The organism is Jiangella mangrovi (genome assembly GCF_014204975.1).
GTDB lineage: Bacteria > Actinomycetota > Actinomycetes > Jiangellales > Jiangellaceae > Jiangella > Jiangella mangrovi.
On the sequence record NZ_JACHMM010000001.1, the window covers coordinates 4,488,686 to 4,504,856 of the forward strand.

The following is a 16,171-nucleotide window of genomic DNA, read 5'->3' on the forward strand; positions in this document are numbered from 1 at the left end:
CTAGGGCATCGCTGCCGGAAACGTTGAGTGCCCGTCAACCGCATGCTAATACCGTCGTCGACCTTCGGAGCGGCACCCGCTACCATCACCCCCGTCCGGGCCGCGCTGGGGGGATCATCGGGTGACCATCTATCTCGTCCTGGGCTTCGCCGGGCTCGTCTTCCTGCTGGTGTCGCTGCTGGCCGGCGAGTTCCTCGACGGCGTCCTGCCCGTCGGGGGCGACTGGTTCTCCACCGCCGCCGTGGCCGCGTTCGTGTCCGCGTTCGGCTTCTGCGCCTCGCTCGCCGAGTCTGCCGACCTCGGCACGCCGGCGACGCTCGGACTGGGCGTGGTCGCGGGCCTGGCGATGGCCGCCCTCACCGCCTGGCTGACCCGCATGCTCAAGAACGGCGCCACCGACCAGACGCCGCGCACCACCGACGTCATCGGCTACGACGGCGTCGTCCTGTCGGCCATCCCGGAGGCGGGGTTCGGGGTGGTCAGCATCAGCGTCGGGGGGCATCTCACCCGGCTGAACGCCCGCGCCGTCGAGACGATCGAGGCCGGCGCGGCGGTCACCGTCGTCGGCGTCCTGTCCCCCACCGCCGTGTCCGTCGCCCGCCTGTAGCCGCCGTCAGCCGCATTCAGCCGTATTCGTCGAACGGGGAGATCCGCAGCTCATGAACCAGACGACCATCACCATCATCGGCCTCGTCGTCCTCGTGGTCCTGATCGTCCTGCTCATCACGAGCCGCTACAAGGTGGCCGGCCCCAACGAGGCGTACATCGTCACGGGGCGGCGCGGCAAGGCGGTGCGCAACCCGGAGACCGGCGTCGTGTCCACCGACCTGTCCGGCCAGCGGGTGGTCATGGGCGGCGGCACGTTCGTCATCCCGTTCGTGCAGAAGCTGCACATCCTCGACCTCTCCAGCCGGCGACTGTCGGTGCAGATCCGCGGCGCGGTGTCCGGCCAGGGCGTCAAGCTCAACGTCGAGGGCGTCGCCATCGTGAAGGTCGGCGGCAACGAGGACCAGATCCGGGCCGCCGCGCAGCGCTTCCTCACCCAGCAGGAAGAGGTCGAGACCTTCACGCAGGAGGTCCTGGCCGGCGCCCTGCGCTCCATCGTCGGCGGCCTCTCCGTCGAGCAGATCATCCGCGACCGCGCCGCCTTCGCCCAGCGGGTCGCCGACGAGTCCGAGAACTCCCTCACCGGCCAGGGCCTCGTCCTCGACACCTTCCAGATCCAGGACATCACCGACGACGGCAGCTACCTGTCCGACCTGGGCCGCCCCGAGGCCGCCCGGATCGGGCAGGAGGCCGCGATCGCCGAGGCCAACGCCCGGCAGGCCGCCGAGCAGGCGCGCATCCTGGCGGAGGAGGAGATCGCCGTCGCCCAGCGCGGGCTGGCGCTGCGGCAGGCCGAGATCAAGGCCGAGACCGACGCCGCGTCGGCGCGTGCGGCCGCCTCCGGACCGCTCGCCCAGGCCGACCAGGACCAGGCGATCCTCGCCGAGCAGGAGAAGGTCGCCGTCCGCCAGGCCGCGCTGACCGAGCGGCAGCTGGACACCCAGGTGCGCAAGCCCGCCGACGCCGAGCGGTACCGCGTCGAGCAGGAGGCCGAGGCCAAGCGCAACTCCGACATCGCCGAGGCCGAGGCCCGCAAGGCCGCCGCCATCGCCGCCGCCGAGGGCCGCGCCGAGGAGGCCCGGCTGGTCGGTGAGTCGGAGAAGGCCCGCCGGGCGGCGCTGGCCGAGGCAGAGGCGATCGAGGGCGCCAAGCGCGGTGAGGCCGAGAAGGCCCGCCGCGTCGCCGAGGCCGAGGCCGTGCGCGCCGAGGGTGAGGCCGAGGCGTCGGCGATCCTGGCCCGCGGGCACGCCGAGGCCGAGGCCATGGACAAGCGCGCCGAGGCGTTCGCCCACTACAACGAGGCGGCGGTGTTGCAGATGCTGATCGAGGTGCTGCCGTCCATCGCGCGCGAGGTGTCGGCCCCGATCGGCGCCATCGACAAGCTGACGGTGGTGTCCTCCGACGGCGTGAGCACGCTGCCGCGGCAGGTCACCGACAACGTCGTCCAGACCCTCGAGATGCTGAAGAACGCGACCGGCCTCGACCTCGACGAGCTCATCAAGAGTGCGGCGTCGGGTGCGGTCGGCCGGCTCGGCGCCGGGTCGAACGGCTCGAACGGCTCCGACCCGCAGCCCTGACGAGGGCTTTTGGGGTCGTCACCACCAGGCGACGGCGGTCGTGGTGCCGGGGACGACCTCGGTGAGGCCGCCGTCGCGGACCACGACGGCGGCCCGGTTCCGCGTCGTGGCCGGCCAGTCGCGGGGCGCGACAGGGACGAGGCGGACCGGGCAGCCGGCGGCGGACCACGCACGGCGCCGGGCGGCGGGCATGGCGTGCCAGGCGAGCTGGGCGGCGTGCCCGACCTGCGCCGCCGTCTTGCCCGCCGTCATGGCGACCCCCGGATTGACGACGACGGCGAGCGCTGCGGCAACCGCGGGGTCGGCCGGGTGGTCGCCCGGGCCGCCTCCGTCGCCGTCGTCGATGATGTCGGTGCCGCCGACCTGCAGCTTCCGCACGATGTCCGGGGTGTCGGCGACCGGGACCGGCAGCAGCGCCCGCACGCTCGCGCCGTCGTGCACGACCCCCACACCGGGCAGGTCCTGGACCCGTCGCCAGCCGATGCCGCGGGCGCGGCGGACCACCTTGCGGATGCGGTCGCCCTCGTAGGCCCGGAAGGCGGCCGACCACCGCGGGTCGGCGTCGTCGGCGTACGCGGCGTCGACCAGCCGGCCGACCGCCGTCGCGACCGCCTCGAGCAGCGCCCGCCGGGTGGGCGGGTCACCCTCGGGCGAGCCGGGCCGGGGCAGGTGGACGACGATCTGCATCGCCCACCCGCCGTCAGGCTCGGGCCCGGGCTCGCTCACGGCGCGAGCATGTCCGGGGTGAGGCTCGCCTCGGTGTCGGGGATGCCGTCGTCGGCCGCCTTGCGGTCGGCCATGGCGAGCAGCCGGCGGATGCGGCCGGCCACGGCGTCCTTGGTCATGGGCGGGTCGGAGAGCTGGCCGAGCTCTTCGAGGCTGGCCTGCTTGTTCTCGAGGCGCAGCAGGCCGGCCTGGCGCAGGTGCTCGGGGACGTCCTCGCCGAGGATCTCGAGCGCCCGCTCGACCCGTGCCCCGGCCGCGACCGCCGCCCGCGCCGAGCGGCGCAGGTTGGCGTCGTCGAAGTTGGCCAGCCGGTTCGCCGTGGCCCGCACCTCGCGGCGCATGCGCCGCTCCTCCCAGGCCAGCACGCTGTCGTGCGCGCCGAGCCGGGTGAGCAGCGCGCCGATGGCGTCGCCGTCGCGCACCACCACGCGGTCGGTCCCCCGGACGTCGCGCGCCTTGGCCGAGATCTCGAGCCGCCGAGCCGCGCCGACCAGCGCGAGCGCCGCCTCGGGCCCCGGGCAGGTCACCTCGAGCGCGGAGCTCCGTCCGGGCTCGGTGAGCGACCCGTGCGCGAGGAACGCGCCCCGCCACGCGGCCTCGGCGTCGTGGTCGGCCCCGTTGACCACCTGCGGCGGCAGCCCGCGGACCGGCCGCCCGCTGCCGTCGATCAACCCCGTCTGGCGCGCCAGCCGCTCGCCGTCGCGCACCACGCGCACGACGTAACGGCTCCCCTTGCGCAACCCCCCGGCGGCCACCATCGCGAGATCGCTCTCGTGGCCGAACACCTCCGCTATGTCACGTCGCAGCCTGCGGGCCGCGACCCCCGTATCCAACTCGGCCTCGATGACGATCTTCCCACTGACGATGTGCAGGCCGCCGGCAAAGCGCAGCAGCGACGACACCTCAGCCTTACGGCAGCACGTCCTTGTCACCTCGAGGCGAGCCAGCTCGTCCTTCACGGATGCTGTCATCGCCATGCCGTGATCCTGCCACACCGGAGGCCCATGCCGGACGAGCCTTCCGCCGAACGGTCCCCACCACTCCCTTCCCAAGTTGATCTTGGAGTAACCGCGGAATCAATCGGACATTCCGTCGGACGACTCCGCGATTACTCCAAGATCAACTTGGCTGCGCGGGCGTGGTTGGGCACAGGAAAGGGCCGACGCAGGATGAAGTCGGCGGGGCGCCGTCGACGCCGGAACACCGCACTCGGATATCGCCACCCGCTGTTCCGCCCGAGTTGGTCTTGGAGTTCTTCGGCATCGCGGGGGGATTTGCCCGGATTGATACCCGAAGAACTCCAAGATCAACTTCGGTGGAGTCTGGCGACGGGCGGGCAGGGGCGGGGCGGGCGGGGCGGGTCAGCGCCAGGAGCCGATGCCGCCCTCGCCCAGCGTGGCGGCGTAGGTCTGCCCGAGCCGGACGGGGTCGTGCTGGGCGGAGCCGTCGCTCATGGCGACGTCGGCGACGACGAGCTCCGCGCCCAGCTCGCCGGCGATGCGGCGCAGCAGCTTCTCGTCGGTGCAGGAGCGCCGCTCGGCGATGACGAGGTCGAGGCGCAGGTCCGGCGCGTACGCCCCCAGCACCTCGAGGTGCATCTCGGGCGTGAAGCCGGTGGTCTCGCCGCCCTCCTCGGACAGGTTGAGCGTGACCGCGCGCCGCGCCGTCGTCGTGACCAGGGCGTCGCGCAGCTCGGGGACCAGCAGGTGCGGGACGACGCTGCTGAACCAGGAGCCCGGCCCCAGCACCACCCAGTCGGCGTCGGCGATGGCCTCGAGCGCCTCGGGGCAGGCCGGCGGGTTCTCGGGCACCAGGCCGACCGCCACGATGTCGCCGTCGGTGGTGGCGACGGCGTGCTGCCCGCTGACGGTGAAGACGTCACGCGGGGCGCCGGCCTGCGCCGCGGGCCGTCCGACCAGGGCCTCGATGGTCAGCGGGACCAGCGACATCGGCAGCACCCGGCCCTGGGCGCCGAGCAGCCGGCCGACCCAGTCGAGGCCCTCGACGTGGCCGCCGAGCAGCTCCCAGAGGGCGACGATGAGCAGGTTGCCGGCCGCGTGGTTGTGCAGCTCTCCCCCGCTGAGGAACCGGTGCTGCAGCACCCGCGCCCACGTGCGGCCCCAGTCGTCGTCACCGCAGAGGGCGGCCAGCGCCATGCGGAGGTCACCGGGCGGCAGCACGCCCAGCTCCTCGCGCAGCCGGCCGCTGGAGCCGCCGTCGTCGGCGACGGTGACGACCGCCGTCAGCCGGCCGGCCATGCGCCGCAGCGCCGACAGCGAGGCCGCGAGTCCGTGCCCGCCGCCGAGCGCGACGACCTTCGGGCCGGCCAGCCGGCCGCGGGCCACGCCGCCCGCCGTTGCTGTGAGTGGTTCTGTCATTCCCGTCCGAGATCGCGATGGACCACGAGGGTCTCGATGCCCTGTTTGCGCAGCCGCTGCGCGAGCGCCTCGCTCATCGCGACGCTGCGGTGCTTGCCTCCGGTGCAGCCGATGCCGATGGTGACGAACCGCTTGCCCTCATGCAGGTAGCCGGGCGCCACCATGGCGACGAGGTCGCTGTAGTGCTCGAGGAAGTCCTCGGCCCCCGGCTGCGTCAGCACGTAGTCGCTGACCTCGGAGTCCGTGCCGTTCTGCGGGCGCAGGTGCGGCACCCAGTGCGGGTTCGGCAGGAACCTCATGTCGGCGACCATGTCGGCGTCCACCGGCAGACCGTACTTGAAGCCGAACGAGATGACGATGGCGCGCAGGCCCGTCAGCTCGGGCGCCGAGAACGCCGACCGGACCCGGGCGGCCAGTTCGTGCGGGTTGAGCAGCGACGTGTCGATGACGACGTCGGCGGCGACCCGCAGCGACGCCAGCTCCTCACGCTCGCGCTCGATGGCCTGGAGGATGCGCCCGGCGCCCTGCAGCGGGTGCGGCCGGCGCGCGGACTCGAACCGGCGGACCAGCGCCTCGTCGCCCGCCTCGAGGAAGAGCACCGTCGGGCGGTACCCCTGCTCGGTGAGGAGGTCGAGCGCGCCGCGCAGCTCGCTGAAGAACACGCCGCCGCGGACGTCGGCGACGACGGCGACGCGGCGCAGGTCGGTGCGCTGGGTGACGGTGGTGACGAGGTCCATCAGCAGCGACGGTGGCAGGTTGTCGACGACGAACCAGCCGATGTCGTCGAGGGCTGCCGTCGCCGCCGTCTTCCCGGCGCCCGACATTCCGGTGACCAGGAGCAGCTCGAGCTTCTCCGAGGCCTCCGGTCGGCCCTGGTCGTTCATGGTGCGATCCCCTTGTGCGGTGGAGGGTGTGGCTGTTCAGGTGTGGGGGCGCGCGGCGGGAGCCTCGGCGACCGTGCCGGTCACGTCTCGAGGATCTCGCCGGTTGCGGTGTTCACGGCCGGCGCGGCCGGGCGCTCCGCCAGCGCGTCGACCACCGCCTGCGCCGTCGCAGGACCGAAGCCGGGGACCTCCGCGATCTGCTCCATGGTCGCAGCTCGGAGCCGTTTCAGCGAGCCGAACCTGGTCATGAGCGCCTTGCGCCGGGCGGGTCCCAGCCCGGGGACGCCGTCGAGCAGGCTGTCGACCATGGAGGTGGACCGGCGCTGGCGGTGGAACGTGATGGCGAAGCGGTGCGCCTCGTCGCGGACCCGCTGCAGCAGATACAGCCCCTCGCTGGTGCGCGGCAGGATGATCGGGTGGTCGGAATCGGGCGGCCAGACCTCTTCGAGGCGCTTGGCCAGGCCGACCACCGGGATGTCGCTGACACCGGCCTCGTCCATGGCCTGCCGGGCGGCGTTGACCTGCGGCTGCCCCCCGTCGACGACCACCAGTCCGGGCGCGTAGGCGAACTTGCGCGGCCGGCCGGTCTCGGGGTCGATGCCCGGGCGCAGCCCGTCGTCCGCCGGCGCGCCGACGGCGTCCGCTGCGGTCTCGTCCTGGTCGGCCTGGTGCGACTCGCGCAGCCGGCGGAACCGCCGGGTGAGGACCTCGCGGATGGAGGCGACGTCGTCGGTGCCGCCCTGCTCGCCACGGACGGTGAACTTGCGGTACTCGCTCTTGCGCGGCAGGCCGTCCTCGAAGACCACCATGGAGCCGACGACCTCGGTGCCGGCGAGGTTGGAGATGTCGTAGCACTCGATGCGCAGCGGCGGCTCGTCGAGCTCGAGCGCCTCCTGGATCTCGCCGATGGCGCGGCTGCGGGTGGTGAGGTCGCTGGCGCGCTTCGTCTTGTGCAGGTTGAGCGACTGCTTGGCGTTGGCGGCGACCGTCTGCAGCAGGGCCCGCTTGTCGCCGCGCTGGGGCACCCGGACGTCGACCCGGCCGCCGCGCAGCTCGGTGAGCAGCTCGGTGAGGGCCGCGGCCTCCTGCGCGTCGTCGGGCACGGCCGGGACGAGGATCTCGCGCGGGACCGACTCGCCGCCCAGCTCGCCGTAGAGCTGCAGCAGGAACCGCTCGACCAGCTCGCCGGCCGGGGCGTCGTCGGCCTTGTCGGCGACCCAGCCGCGCTGCCCGCGGACCCGGCCGCCGCGCACGTAGAAGACCTGGACCGCGACCTCGAGGGCGTCGTCGGCCAGCGCGACGACGTCGGCGTCGGTGCCGTCGCCCAGCACGACGGCGTTGGCCTCCATGGCGCGGTCGAGGGCGGCGATGTCGTCGCGCAGCCGGGCGGCCCGCTCGAAGTCGAGCTCCGCCGCCGCGGCCTTCATCTCCTTCTCGAGCCGCCGGATGTAGCCGGTGGTCTTGCCCTCGAGGAACGAGACGAGGTCCTCGGCGATCTGCAGGTGCTCGTCGGCGTCGACCCGGCCCACGCACGGGGCGGAGCACTTGCCGATGTAGCCGAGCAGGCAGGGCCGGCCGATCTGCTTGGACCGGTTGAACACGCCCTTGGAGCAGCTGCGCACCGGGAACACCCGCAGCAGCTGGTCGAGCGACTCGCGGATGGCCCACGCGTGGGCGTAGGGCCCGAAGTAGCGGACGCCGCGCTTCTTGGCCCCGCGCATGACCATGGCGCGCGGGAACTCCTCGTTCAGCGTGACCGCGAGGTACGGGTAGGACTTGTCGTCGCGGTAGCGGACGTTGAACCGCGGGTCGAACTCCTTGATCCAGGAGTACTCCAGCTGCAGCGCCTCGACCTCGGTGCGCACGACCGTCCACTCGACCTTGGCGGCCGTGGTGACCATGGCGAACGTGCGCGGGTGGAGCGCGGAGAGGTCCTGGAAGTACGACGACAGCCGGGCGCGCAGGCTCTTGGCCTTGCCGACGTAGATGACGCGCCCCCGCGCGTCGCTGAAGCGGTAGACCCCGGGCTCGACCGGGATCGACCCCGGGGCCGGTCGGTACGTCGTCGGATCGGCCACAGGACCAGCCTATGACCTGCCACCGACGAGGTCGGCACGGCGCGCGTTCGCCCAGGGCGTGACAACCGCGTGCACCGGCAATGCGAGCACCATGTACGCCGATGTGCCGACAATTCTCACACCTCCCTCGGCCGATGAGCCGAACAAATCGGAATCGCCGCGAACGATCGTGCTGACGGGCCTATCTTCGGGGGACTTCGAGACAAGGCGGGAGGCATGGGAATGCCCACATCTGTACGTACAGAGAATTTCGTCGACCAACTCGGCGACTCGTTCAGCCGACTCGGCACCGACATCGGCGACTTCGTGCCGCGCCTGGTGGTCGCGCTTCTTCTGCTGCTGGTCGGCCACTGGGTCGCGAAACTGATCCGGCGGCTGCTGACGGCGGGCCTCAACAAGGTCGGCGCGGGCCGGCTCACCGAGGCGGCCGGAATCGAGAACACCCTGCGTCAGGCCGGCACCAGCGGCGTGGCGCTCATCGGCCAGGTGGCCTATTTCCTCATCTTCGTCATCTTCGTGCAGATCGCCGCGGAGGTTCTGGGAATCGACGAACTGACGTCGATGCTCAATGGCCTGATCGCCTATCTGCCGCTCGTGGCGGTGGCACTGCTGGTCCTGTTCGTGGCCGCCGCGATCGCGAATTGGGCGGCGAATGTCGTCCGGCCGTTCGCCGAGAGCCGCAACATGGGCTGGGTCAGCACCGCGGTGCGCGTCGGCGTGCTGGTGGTCGGGGTCCTGGCCGCCTTCGACACGCTGAACTTCGCGCCCTCGGTGACGTCGAAGATCGAGAACACGCTGCTGCAGTACCTGCCGCTCGCGATCCTCGCAGCCGCCACGATCGCGTTCGGCGTCGGTGGCATCAACACCGCCCGCGAGTGGTGGACCAAGCTGTCGCCGTCGACCTTCGACCCGCCGATGGGCCGGACGGCGGCGTCGGCCTCCGCGTCCGCGTACCCCGCGCCGGGCACGGCCGCACCGGCCGACCCGCCGTCGGGCCAGCCTCTCTTCGGCCACGACGAGCCACCGCCCATGGAGCCGCGGCCGGGCGTCTGACGCCCGCCGCAGCTCCCCTGACGCCGCACCCGGCCGCCGGTTCACCCCGTTCGCACCGGCCGGGTGCGGCCCCGTCAGACCAAGCCAGCATCGCGAACGCGACGCGGGCTGACCAGGCGGAGGGGGCGGTGGATGTGGAGCCGGCGTCAAGAGCGCCCGCGGCATGCTTCACCGCCGCGTAGCGGAGCCGGCGCAGCATCCACCGCCCCCTCCGCCGGACCCACCGCCCTGGCGTGAGGCGACTCAGGCGGGGAGGACCTGGTCGCCCTGGACGACGACGGCGACCGGCGCCAGCGGCTGGGTGGCCGGACCCGTCACGACCGACCCGTCCATGGCGCTGTACTGGCTGCCGTGGCAGGGGCAGGTGATGACGTCGCCCTCGATCTCGGTGACGGCGCAGCCCTGATGCGTGCAGGTGGCGCTGAAGCCGAGGAACGTGCCGGCGGTCGGCTGGGTGACCACGACTCCGGCACCGTCGTTGATGAAGCCGCTGCCCACCGGGACGTCGGCCGTGCTGGCCAGTGCGTCGGCGGCCGGCTCGTCGGGCTCCTCGGGCGGCGCGGACGGCTCCTCGCTCGGTTCCTCGGCCGGCGTGGTGGCCTCGGCGCTGGGCTCGGCCTCCGGTTCCGTGGCCGGCGGCGCGCCGCTGGTGCTCGGCTCGCTGTCGCCGCCTCCGCAGGCCGCCAGCAGGCCCGCGACGCCGACGGCGCCCATGCCCATCAGCGCGGTCCGCCTGCCGACGCACCGCCCGCAGCCGGTATGGCCGCCGTCGGTCTCGCCGGTAGTGGTCGGTGCCGTGTGGTGCTGTGCCATCGATCGCCTCTCCGTCCGGGGTACCCGCTCATCCTCTTCTACGAGCGGGCGGGCCGAACGGATTCCGTGGTCTAGACCCCGAGGATCTCCTTGAGGAAGCCACCGGTGTGCGAGGCGCCGACCTTGGCGACCTGCTCGGGCGTGCCCGTGGCCACGACGGTGCCGCCGCCGGTGCCGCCTTCGGGGCCCATGTCGACGATCCAGTCGGCGGTCTTGACGACGTCGAGGTTGTGCTCGATGACGACGACGGTGTTGCCCTTGTCGACCAGGCCCTGCAGCACGCCGATGAGCTTGCGGATGTCCTCGAAGTGCAGGCCGGTGGTGGGCTCGTCGAGCACGTAGATGGTCTTGCCCGTCGACCGCTTCTGCAGCTCGGCGGCGAGCTTGACCCGCTGTGCCTCGCCGCCGGACAGCGTCGGCGCCGGCTGGCCGAGCCGCACGTAGCCGAGCCCGACCTCCTTGAGGGTGCGCAGGTGCCGGGCGATGCGCTCGACCGGGGCGAAGAACTCGGTCGCCTCCTCGATGGGCATCTCGAGCACCTCGGAGATGCTCTTGCCCTTGTAGTGCACCTCGAGCGTCTCGCGGTTGTACCGGGCGCCGTGGCAGACCTCGCACGGCACGTAGACGTCGGGCAGGAAGTTCATCTCGATCTTGATGGTGCCGTCGCCGGTGCAGGCCTCGCAGCGCCCGCCCTTGACGTTGAACGAGAACCGGCCCGGCTGGTAGCCGCGGACCTTCGCCTCCTGCGTCTCGGCGAACAGCTTGCGGATGACGTCGAACACGCCGGTGTAGGTGGCCGGGTTGCTGCGCGGCGTGCGGCCGATGGGCGATTGGTCGACGTGGACGACCTTGTCGACCAGGGCCATGCCCTCGATGCGCTTGTGCCGCCCCGGGACCGCGCGGGCGTTGTAGATCTGTTTGGCCAGCGCGGTGTAGAGGATGTCGTTGACCAGCGTCGACTTGCCCGAGCCGCTGACGCCGGTGACGGCGACGAAGCAGCCGAGCGGGAACTTGACGGTGACGTCCTTGAGGTTGTTGGCCCGCGCGCCGACGACGGTGATGGCGCGGTCCTTGGTGGGTGGACGGCGGACCGCCGGGATGTCGATGCGCTTCTTTCCGGACAGGTACTGCCCGGTGAGGGAGTCCTCCTGCGTCAGGAGGTCGTCGACGGTGCCGCTGACGACCACCTGGCCGCCGTGCTCGCCGGCCCCGGGGCCGATGTCGACCACCCAGTCGGCCACCTTGATGGTGTCTTCGTCGTGCTCGACGACGATGAGGGTGTTGCCGAGGTCGCGCAGCCGGATGAGCGTCTCGATGAGCCGGTGGTTGTCGCGCTGGTGCAGCCCGATGGACGGCTCGTCGAGCACGTACAGCACGCCGACCAGCCCGGAGCCGATCTGCGTGGCCAGCCGGATGCGCTGCGCCTCGCCGCCGGCCAGCGTGGCCGACGCGCGGTCGAGGCTGAGGTAGTGCAGGCCGACGTCGACCAGGAACTGCAGCCGCTCGTTGACCTCCTTGAGCACCCGGGCGGCGATCTGCTCTTCGCGCTCGGACAACGTGAGCGTGCGCAGGAACTCGGCGCACTCGCCGATGGGCAGCGCGGCGACGTCGGCGATGCTGCGGCCGCCCACCGTCACGGCCAGCACCACCGGCTTGAGCCGTGCGCCGCCGCAGGCCGGGCACGGGACCTCGCGCATGAAGCCCTCGAACCGCTCGCGGCTGGCGTCGGACTCGGCCTCGGCGTAGCGGCGGCGCACCCACGGGACGACGCCCTCGTAGGAGGTGTAGTAGGAGCGCTCGCGGCCGTAGCGGTTGCGGTAGCGGACGTGCACCTGCTCGGGGTGGCCCTGCAGGACGGCCTCGCGCGCCTTCTTGGGCAGCTTCTCGAACGGGACGTCGGTGCGGAAGCCGAGGGCGTCGGCCAGCGCCGTGACCAGCCGGTCGAAGTACTCCGACGTCGTGCCCGGCGCCCACGGGGCCAGCGCACCGTCGTCGAGGCTCTTGGAGGGGTCGGGGACGACCAGCTCGTCGTCGACCTCCATGCGGGTGCCCAGGCCGGTGCACTCGGGGCACGCGCCGAACGGCGAGTTGAACGAGAACGACCGCGGCTCGAGCTCTTCGAACGAGAGCTCGTCGTACGGGCAGTACAGGTGCTCGGAGTAGACCCGCTCGCGGTGCTCGTCGTCCTCGGGCAGGTCGACGAAGTCGAGGGTGACCAGGCCGCCGGACAGCCGCAGCGCCGTCTCGACGGAGTCGGTGAGCCGGCGCTTGGCGGACTCCTTGACCGCCAGCCGGTCGACCACCACCTCGATGGTGTGCTTCTCCTGCTTCTTCAGCTTGGGGACCTCGGTGAGCTGGTACACCGTCCCGTCGATGCGCGCGCGGGAGTAGCCCTGCGACTGCAGCGTGCGGAAGAGGTCGGCGTACTCGCCCTTGCGCTCGCGGATGACCGGAGCCAGCACCTGGAAGCGGGCGCCGTCCTCGAGATCGAGCACCTGGTCGACGATGGACTGCGGCGTCTGCCGGCCGATGGGACGGCCGCACTCGGGACAGTGCGGGTGTCCGGCGCGGGCGTAGAGCAGGCGCAGGTAGTCGTAGACCTCGGTGATGGTGCCCACCGTCGACCGCGGGTTGCGCGACGTCGACTTCTGGTCGATGGAGACCGCCGGCGACAACCCCTCGATGAAGTCGACATCGGGCTTGTCCATCTGCCCCAGGAACTGGCGGGCGTAGGCCGAGAGCGACTCGACGTAGCGGCGCTGGCCCTCGGCGAAGATCGTGTCGAAGGCCAGGCTGGACTTCCCCGACCCGGACAACCCGGTGAACACGATGAGTGCGTCGCGCGGGAGGTCGAGGGAGACGTCTTTGAGGTTGTGCTCCCGTGCCCCGCGGACCACCAGGCGGTCGCTGGTACGGGCGGCGGTTCGTTCGGTCATGAGGCCCCGTGGACTCCGGTATCGGCGAGTTCGAGCTGTGGACGGACGGACAGAGGTGCGGTTGGTTGCATCGTAGGGGGCGGGTCCGACAAGGTCGGCGTCATTGCGTTGCTCGTGCGGCCGGACCGGCCCGGACCGGCCAACACAGTCGCCCCGTCGGCCGATGAGGACTAGGTTCGAAGGCGTGCCCACCGTGAACGCCGAACCGATGTCCCACGATTCCGGCGACTCTCCCGCCGCCGGACCGGTGACCGCCGCGACCGAGCGACTCATCGCCACGGCCGCCGCGCTGGACGACGCTGACCTGACCGCACCCAGTCTATGTCCCGGCTGGACCCGCGCCCACGTCCTCACGCATGTGGCCCGCAACGCCGACGCGCTGTCCAACCTGCTGTCCTGGGCGCGCACCGGCCGCGAGAACCCGATGTATCCCAGCCTCGAGGCCCGCGACGCCGACATCCAGGCCGGCGTCGCCCGCTCGCCCGCCGAGGTGGTCGACGACCTCCACGTCTCGGCCGACCGGTTCGTCCGCGCCGTCATGGAGATGCCCGACGACGGCTGGGAGCGCCAGGTCCGCCGCGGGTTCGCCGCCACCGGCGAGCCGCTGCCCGGACGGCGGGTGCTGTGGCTGCGGCTGCGCGAGCTCGAGATCCACCACGTCGACCTCGACGCCGGCTACGAGCCCGGCCACTGGCCCAGCGCCTTCGTACGGCGGGCGCTGGACGAGACGGTGCGCGCCTTCGGCCGCCGCGACGACGTCCCGGCCATCGCTCTCGAGGTCGACGGCGGCGGGGTCGAGCACCTGGGCCCGGACGCCCCGGTCACCGTCGCCGGCGGCCCGGCCGAGCTGCTCGGCTGGCTGACCGGCCGCTCCCCCGGCGCCGGGCTGCGGGTGCAGCCGCCGGGCGGGCTGCCCGCGCTGCCGGCCTGGCTGTGACGGCGTCGTCGTGACGGTGTACTCGGGGCACGTGCGGCCGGGCGGCGTCCCAGCGGTGCACGAGCTGGCCGGGCTGGTCGTCACCAAGGCGTCCGTGGGCGGGGCGTGGGACAACAACACCTACGTCCTGCGCTGCCGCTTCTCCGGCGACGAGCTGCTGGTCGACGCCGCCGCCGAGCCTGTGCGGGTGTTGCAGCTGTGTGGCGAGGGGCCGGTGCGCTACGTGGTGACGACGCACCGCCACCGCGACCACTGGGGCGCGTTGGAGTCGGTGGCGGCGGAGACCGGGGCTGTCACCGTCGCCCACGAGGACGACGCCCCCGCGATCCCGGTGCCCACGACGCATCCGGTGCGCGACGGCGACCGGCTGCGGTTCGGCTCCGCCGAGGTCGAGGTCATTCACCTGGTGGGCCACACCCCCGGCAGCATCGCCCTGCTGTACGACGACCCCACCGGTCCGCCGCACCTGTGGACCGGCGACTCGCTGTTCCCCGGCGGAGTGGGCAAGACGACCTCGCCCGCCGACTTCACGTCGCTCGTCGACGACGTGGAGCACAAGCTCTTCGACCGGTTGCCCGACGAGACCTGGGTCTACCCCGGCCACGGCGACGACACGACCCTCGGCGCCGAGCGCCCCCACCTCGCGGAGTGGCGCGCCCGCGGCTGGTGAGCCCCGGTCAACCGACGCACGCTCGGGAAACCGGCGGACGCCTCGGAAACCGGCGGATGGCGGCCACATCCGGGCCGCAAGCGTCGGATTCCGGAGCGTGAGCCGGATCCCCGGGCGTCACCGCCCGCCACGAGCAGCCGGCCGGACGGCGAAAGGGGACGGTGGCCCCGGCGCGAACACCGGGGCCACCGTCCCCCCACGATGAGGCGTCAGCGGTGGTCGTCGACCCGCTGACCGTCGACCTCGTCGGCCGTGGCAGCGGCGTCGTCCGCGGACGACGGTGACTCGGAGACCTCGGCCGAGGGCGAACCCGAGCCCGAGGCCGAACCCGCACCCGGGCCCGCGGCCAGGGCACCGGCCTGGGCGGCCTTGCGCTCGTCGCTGCGCGATTTCAGCAGGCTGAGGATCGTCGTCACGACCAGGGTGCTGAGGATGACCGTCAGGGACAGCCAGATGGGCACCTCGGGCACGTTGTGGAACGGCTCGCCGCCGTTGATGAACGGCAGGTTGTTCTCGTGCAGCGCGTGCAGCACCAGCTTCACGCCGATGAAGGCGAGGATGACGGCGAGGCCGGCGGACAGGTAGACGAGCTTCTGGAGCAGTCCGCCGATGAGGAAGTAGAGCTGCCGCAGCCCCATGAGCGCGAAGATGTTCGCCGTGAAGACGATGAACGCCTCTTGGGTGAGGCCGAAGATCGCCGGGATGGAGTCGACGGCGAACAGCAGGTCGGCCGAGGCGATGGACAGGAAGACGATGAGCATCGGCGTGTAGAGCCGCTTGCCGTTCTCGCGGATGCGCAGCTTGATGCCGTGGTACTCCTGCGTCATCGGCAGCACCTTCTGGGCGCGGCGGACGAACGCGTTCTCGTACTCGTCGTCGTGCTCCTCGTGGTGGACCTGCTGGTTGGCCAGCTTGACGGCGGTGTACACGAGGAACGCGCCGAAGATGTAGAACACCCAGGCGAACTGGTTGATCAGTGCCGCGCCGAGCAGGATGAACACGCCGCGCAGCACGATGGCCGTCAGGATGCCGAACATCAGCACCGACTGCTGGAACTGCCGGGGCACCCGGAACTGGGCCATGATGATGACGAAGATGAACAGGTTGTCGACACTGAGGCTGTACTCGGTGAGCCAGCCGGCGAAGAACTCGCCGGAGGCCTGGCCGTGGCCGACGAAGCCCAGGACGATGCCAAAGACCACCGCCAGGCCGACATAGAAGGCCACCCACAGGCTGGCCTCGCGGATGGACGGGGCGTGCGGGCGGCGCGTGACGATCAGGAGATCGAGCACGAGCAGCAGGATCAGCACGACGAACGTGCCGATCTCGAACCAGACGGGCAGGTTCAACACGAAGACAGAGTCCTCTCCGGTGAGCTGACCGCACAGCGGACGCTGTGCGCAACCGGAGGTCTCTTCCGCCCGGGTTCACCGGGCCGACGGCACCGGGACGCCCCTGGTGTAGGGAGCATCCGTGATGACGATGCCACCGCGTCGGGATTACTCCCCTCCAC

Annotated in this window: 13 protein-coding genes; 5 read left to right on the top strand and 8 right to left on the bottom strand. The window is 72.0% G+C overall.

All coding sequences use genetic code 11. The annotated features are described in order from the left end of the window. Positions 1–121: 121 nt before the first annotated feature. Together HD601_RS20865 and HD601_RS20870 are read left to right on the top strand one after the other, a co-directional pair. Positions 122–607, top strand: coding sequence for a hypothetical protein (locus HD601_RS20865; protein WP_184825095.1), 486 nt, complete (start codon positions 122–124; stop codon positions 605–607). Between the two features lie 52 nt (positions 608–659). After that, a complete protein-coding gene (locus HD601_RS20870; protein WP_184825097.1) occupies positions 660–2,183 on the top strand; it encodes a flotillin family protein in 1,524 nt (507 codons plus the stop codon). A gap of 18 nt (positions 2,184–2,201) precedes the next feature. Here HD601_RS20870 and HD601_RS20875 read toward each other — a convergent pair whose 3' ends face one another. The 5 genes from HD601_RS20875 to uvrC all read right to left on the bottom strand — a co-directional run bounded on the left by HD601_RS20875 (position 2,202) and on the right by uvrC (position 8,249). After that, the gene (locus tag HD601_RS20875) at positions 2,202–2,909 is read right to left on the bottom strand and encodes a peptidyl-tRNA hydrolase (protein ID WP_221441170.1); all 708 of its coding nucleotides are present in this window, start codon (positions 2,907–2,909) and stop codon (positions 2,202–2,204) included. Beyond that, the gene (gene whiA / locus HD601_RS20880; RefSeq protein ID WP_184825100.1) at positions 2,906–3,886 is read right to left on the bottom strand and encodes a DNA-binding protein WhiA; all 981 of its coding nucleotides are present in this window, start codon (positions 3,884–3,886) and stop codon (positions 2,906–2,908) included. The genes HD601_RS20875 and whiA overlap by 4 nt, the downstream gene beginning before the upstream one ends. Positions 3,887–4,270: 384 nt before the next feature. Further along, positions 4,271–5,287, bottom strand: a complete 1,017-nt coding sequence (locus HD601_RS20885) for a gluconeogenesis factor YvcK family protein (protein WP_184825102.1) — start codon at positions 5,285–5,287, stop codon at positions 4,271–4,273. Further along, the gene (gene rapZ / locus HD601_RS20890) at positions 5,284–6,171 is read right to left on the bottom strand and encodes an RNase adapter RapZ (RefSeq protein ID WP_184825104.1); all 888 of its coding nucleotides are present in this window, start codon (positions 6,169–6,171) and stop codon (positions 5,284–5,286) included. Before rapZ ends, HD601_RS20885 begins: the two co-directional genes overlap by 4 nt. Before the next feature lie 80 nt (positions 6,172–6,251). Continuing rightward, the gene (uvrC, locus tag HD601_RS20895; protein ID WP_184825106.1) at positions 6,252–8,249 is read right to left on the bottom strand and encodes an excinuclease ABC subunit UvrC; all 1,998 of its coding nucleotides are present in this window, start codon (positions 8,247–8,249) and stop codon (positions 6,252–6,254) included. A 222-nt stretch (positions 8,250–8,471) separates the two neighbouring features. Here uvrC and HD601_RS20900 point away from each other — a divergent pair, with 222 nt between their 5' ends. Continuing rightward, the gene (locus HD601_RS20900; protein ID WP_184825108.1) at positions 8,472–9,302 is read left to right on the top strand and encodes a mechanosensitive ion channel family protein; all 831 of its coding nucleotides are present in this window, start codon (positions 8,472–8,474) and stop codon (positions 9,300–9,302) included. 243 nt (positions 9,303–9,545) lie between these two features. Here the strand turns inward: HD601_RS20900 and HD601_RS20905 are convergent, their stop codons facing one another. Together HD601_RS20905 and uvrA are read right to left on the bottom strand one after the other, a co-directional pair. After that, positions 9,546–10,115 carry a Rieske (2Fe-2S) protein gene (locus tag HD601_RS20905; protein WP_184825110.1) on the bottom strand — a complete coding sequence of 190 codons (570 nt, stop codon included), beginning with the start codon at positions 10,113–10,115 and terminating at the stop codon, positions 9,546–9,548. 71 nt (positions 10,116–10,186) lie between these two features. After that, positions 10,187–13,051, bottom strand: a complete 2,865-nt coding sequence (uvrA, locus tag HD601_RS20910; protein WP_184825112.1) for an excinuclease ABC subunit UvrA — start codon at positions 13,049–13,051, stop codon at positions 10,187–10,189. Between the two features lie 184 nt (positions 13,052–13,235). Between uvrA and HD601_RS20915 the strand changes: the two genes are divergently transcribed. Together HD601_RS20915 and HD601_RS20920 are read left to right on the top strand one after the other, a co-directional pair. After that, entirely contained in the window at positions 13,236–13,988 is a 753-nt protein-coding gene (locus HD601_RS20915) for a maleylpyruvate isomerase family mycothiol-dependent enzyme (protein ID WP_221441171.1), read from the top strand. Between the two features lie 10 nt (positions 13,989–13,998). Further along, positions 13,999–14,658 carry an MBL fold metallo-hydrolase gene (locus HD601_RS20920; RefSeq protein ID WP_184825114.1) on the top strand — a complete coding sequence of 220 codons (660 nt, stop codon included), beginning with the start codon at positions 13,999–14,001 and terminating at the stop codon, positions 14,656–14,658. A 209-nt stretch (positions 14,659–14,867) separates the two neighbouring features. On the opposite strand, the gene HD601_RS20925 is transcribed toward HD601_RS20920, so the two are convergent. Continuing rightward, on the bottom strand, positions 14,868–16,007 hold the full coding sequence (locus HD601_RS20925; protein ID WP_184830098.1) for a TerC family protein: 1,140 nt from the start codon (positions 16,005–16,007) through the stop codon (positions 14,868–14,870). Positions 16,008–16,171: the final 164 nt, after the last annotated feature.

Coding starts and splice junctions, on each gene's coding strand:
- HD601_RS20870 (WP_184825097.1), top strand. CDS start 660: ATGAACCAGACGACCATCACCATCATCGGCCTCGTCGTCCTCGTGGTC.
- whiA (WP_184825100.1), bottom strand. CDS start 3,886: ATGGCGATGACAGCATCCGTGAAGGACGAGCTGGCTCGCCTCGAGGTG.
- HD601_RS20885 (WP_184825102.1), bottom strand. CDS start 5,287: ATGACAGAACCACTCACAGCAACGGCGGGCGGCGTGGCCCGCGGCCGG.
- rapZ (WP_184825104.1), bottom strand. CDS start 6,171: ATGAACGACCAGGGCCGACCGGAGGCCTCGGAGAAGCTCGAGCTGCTC.
- HD601_RS20900 (WP_184825108.1), top strand. CDS start 8,472: ATGCCCACATCTGTACGTACAGAGAATTTCGTCGACCAACTCGGCGAC.
- HD601_RS20905 (WP_184825110.1), bottom strand. CDS start 10,115: ATGGCACAGCACCACACGGCACCGACCACTACCGGCGAGACCGACGGC.
- uvrA (WP_184825112.1), bottom strand. CDS start 13,051: ATGACCGAACGAACCGCCGCCCGTACCAGCGACCGCCTGGTGGTCCGC.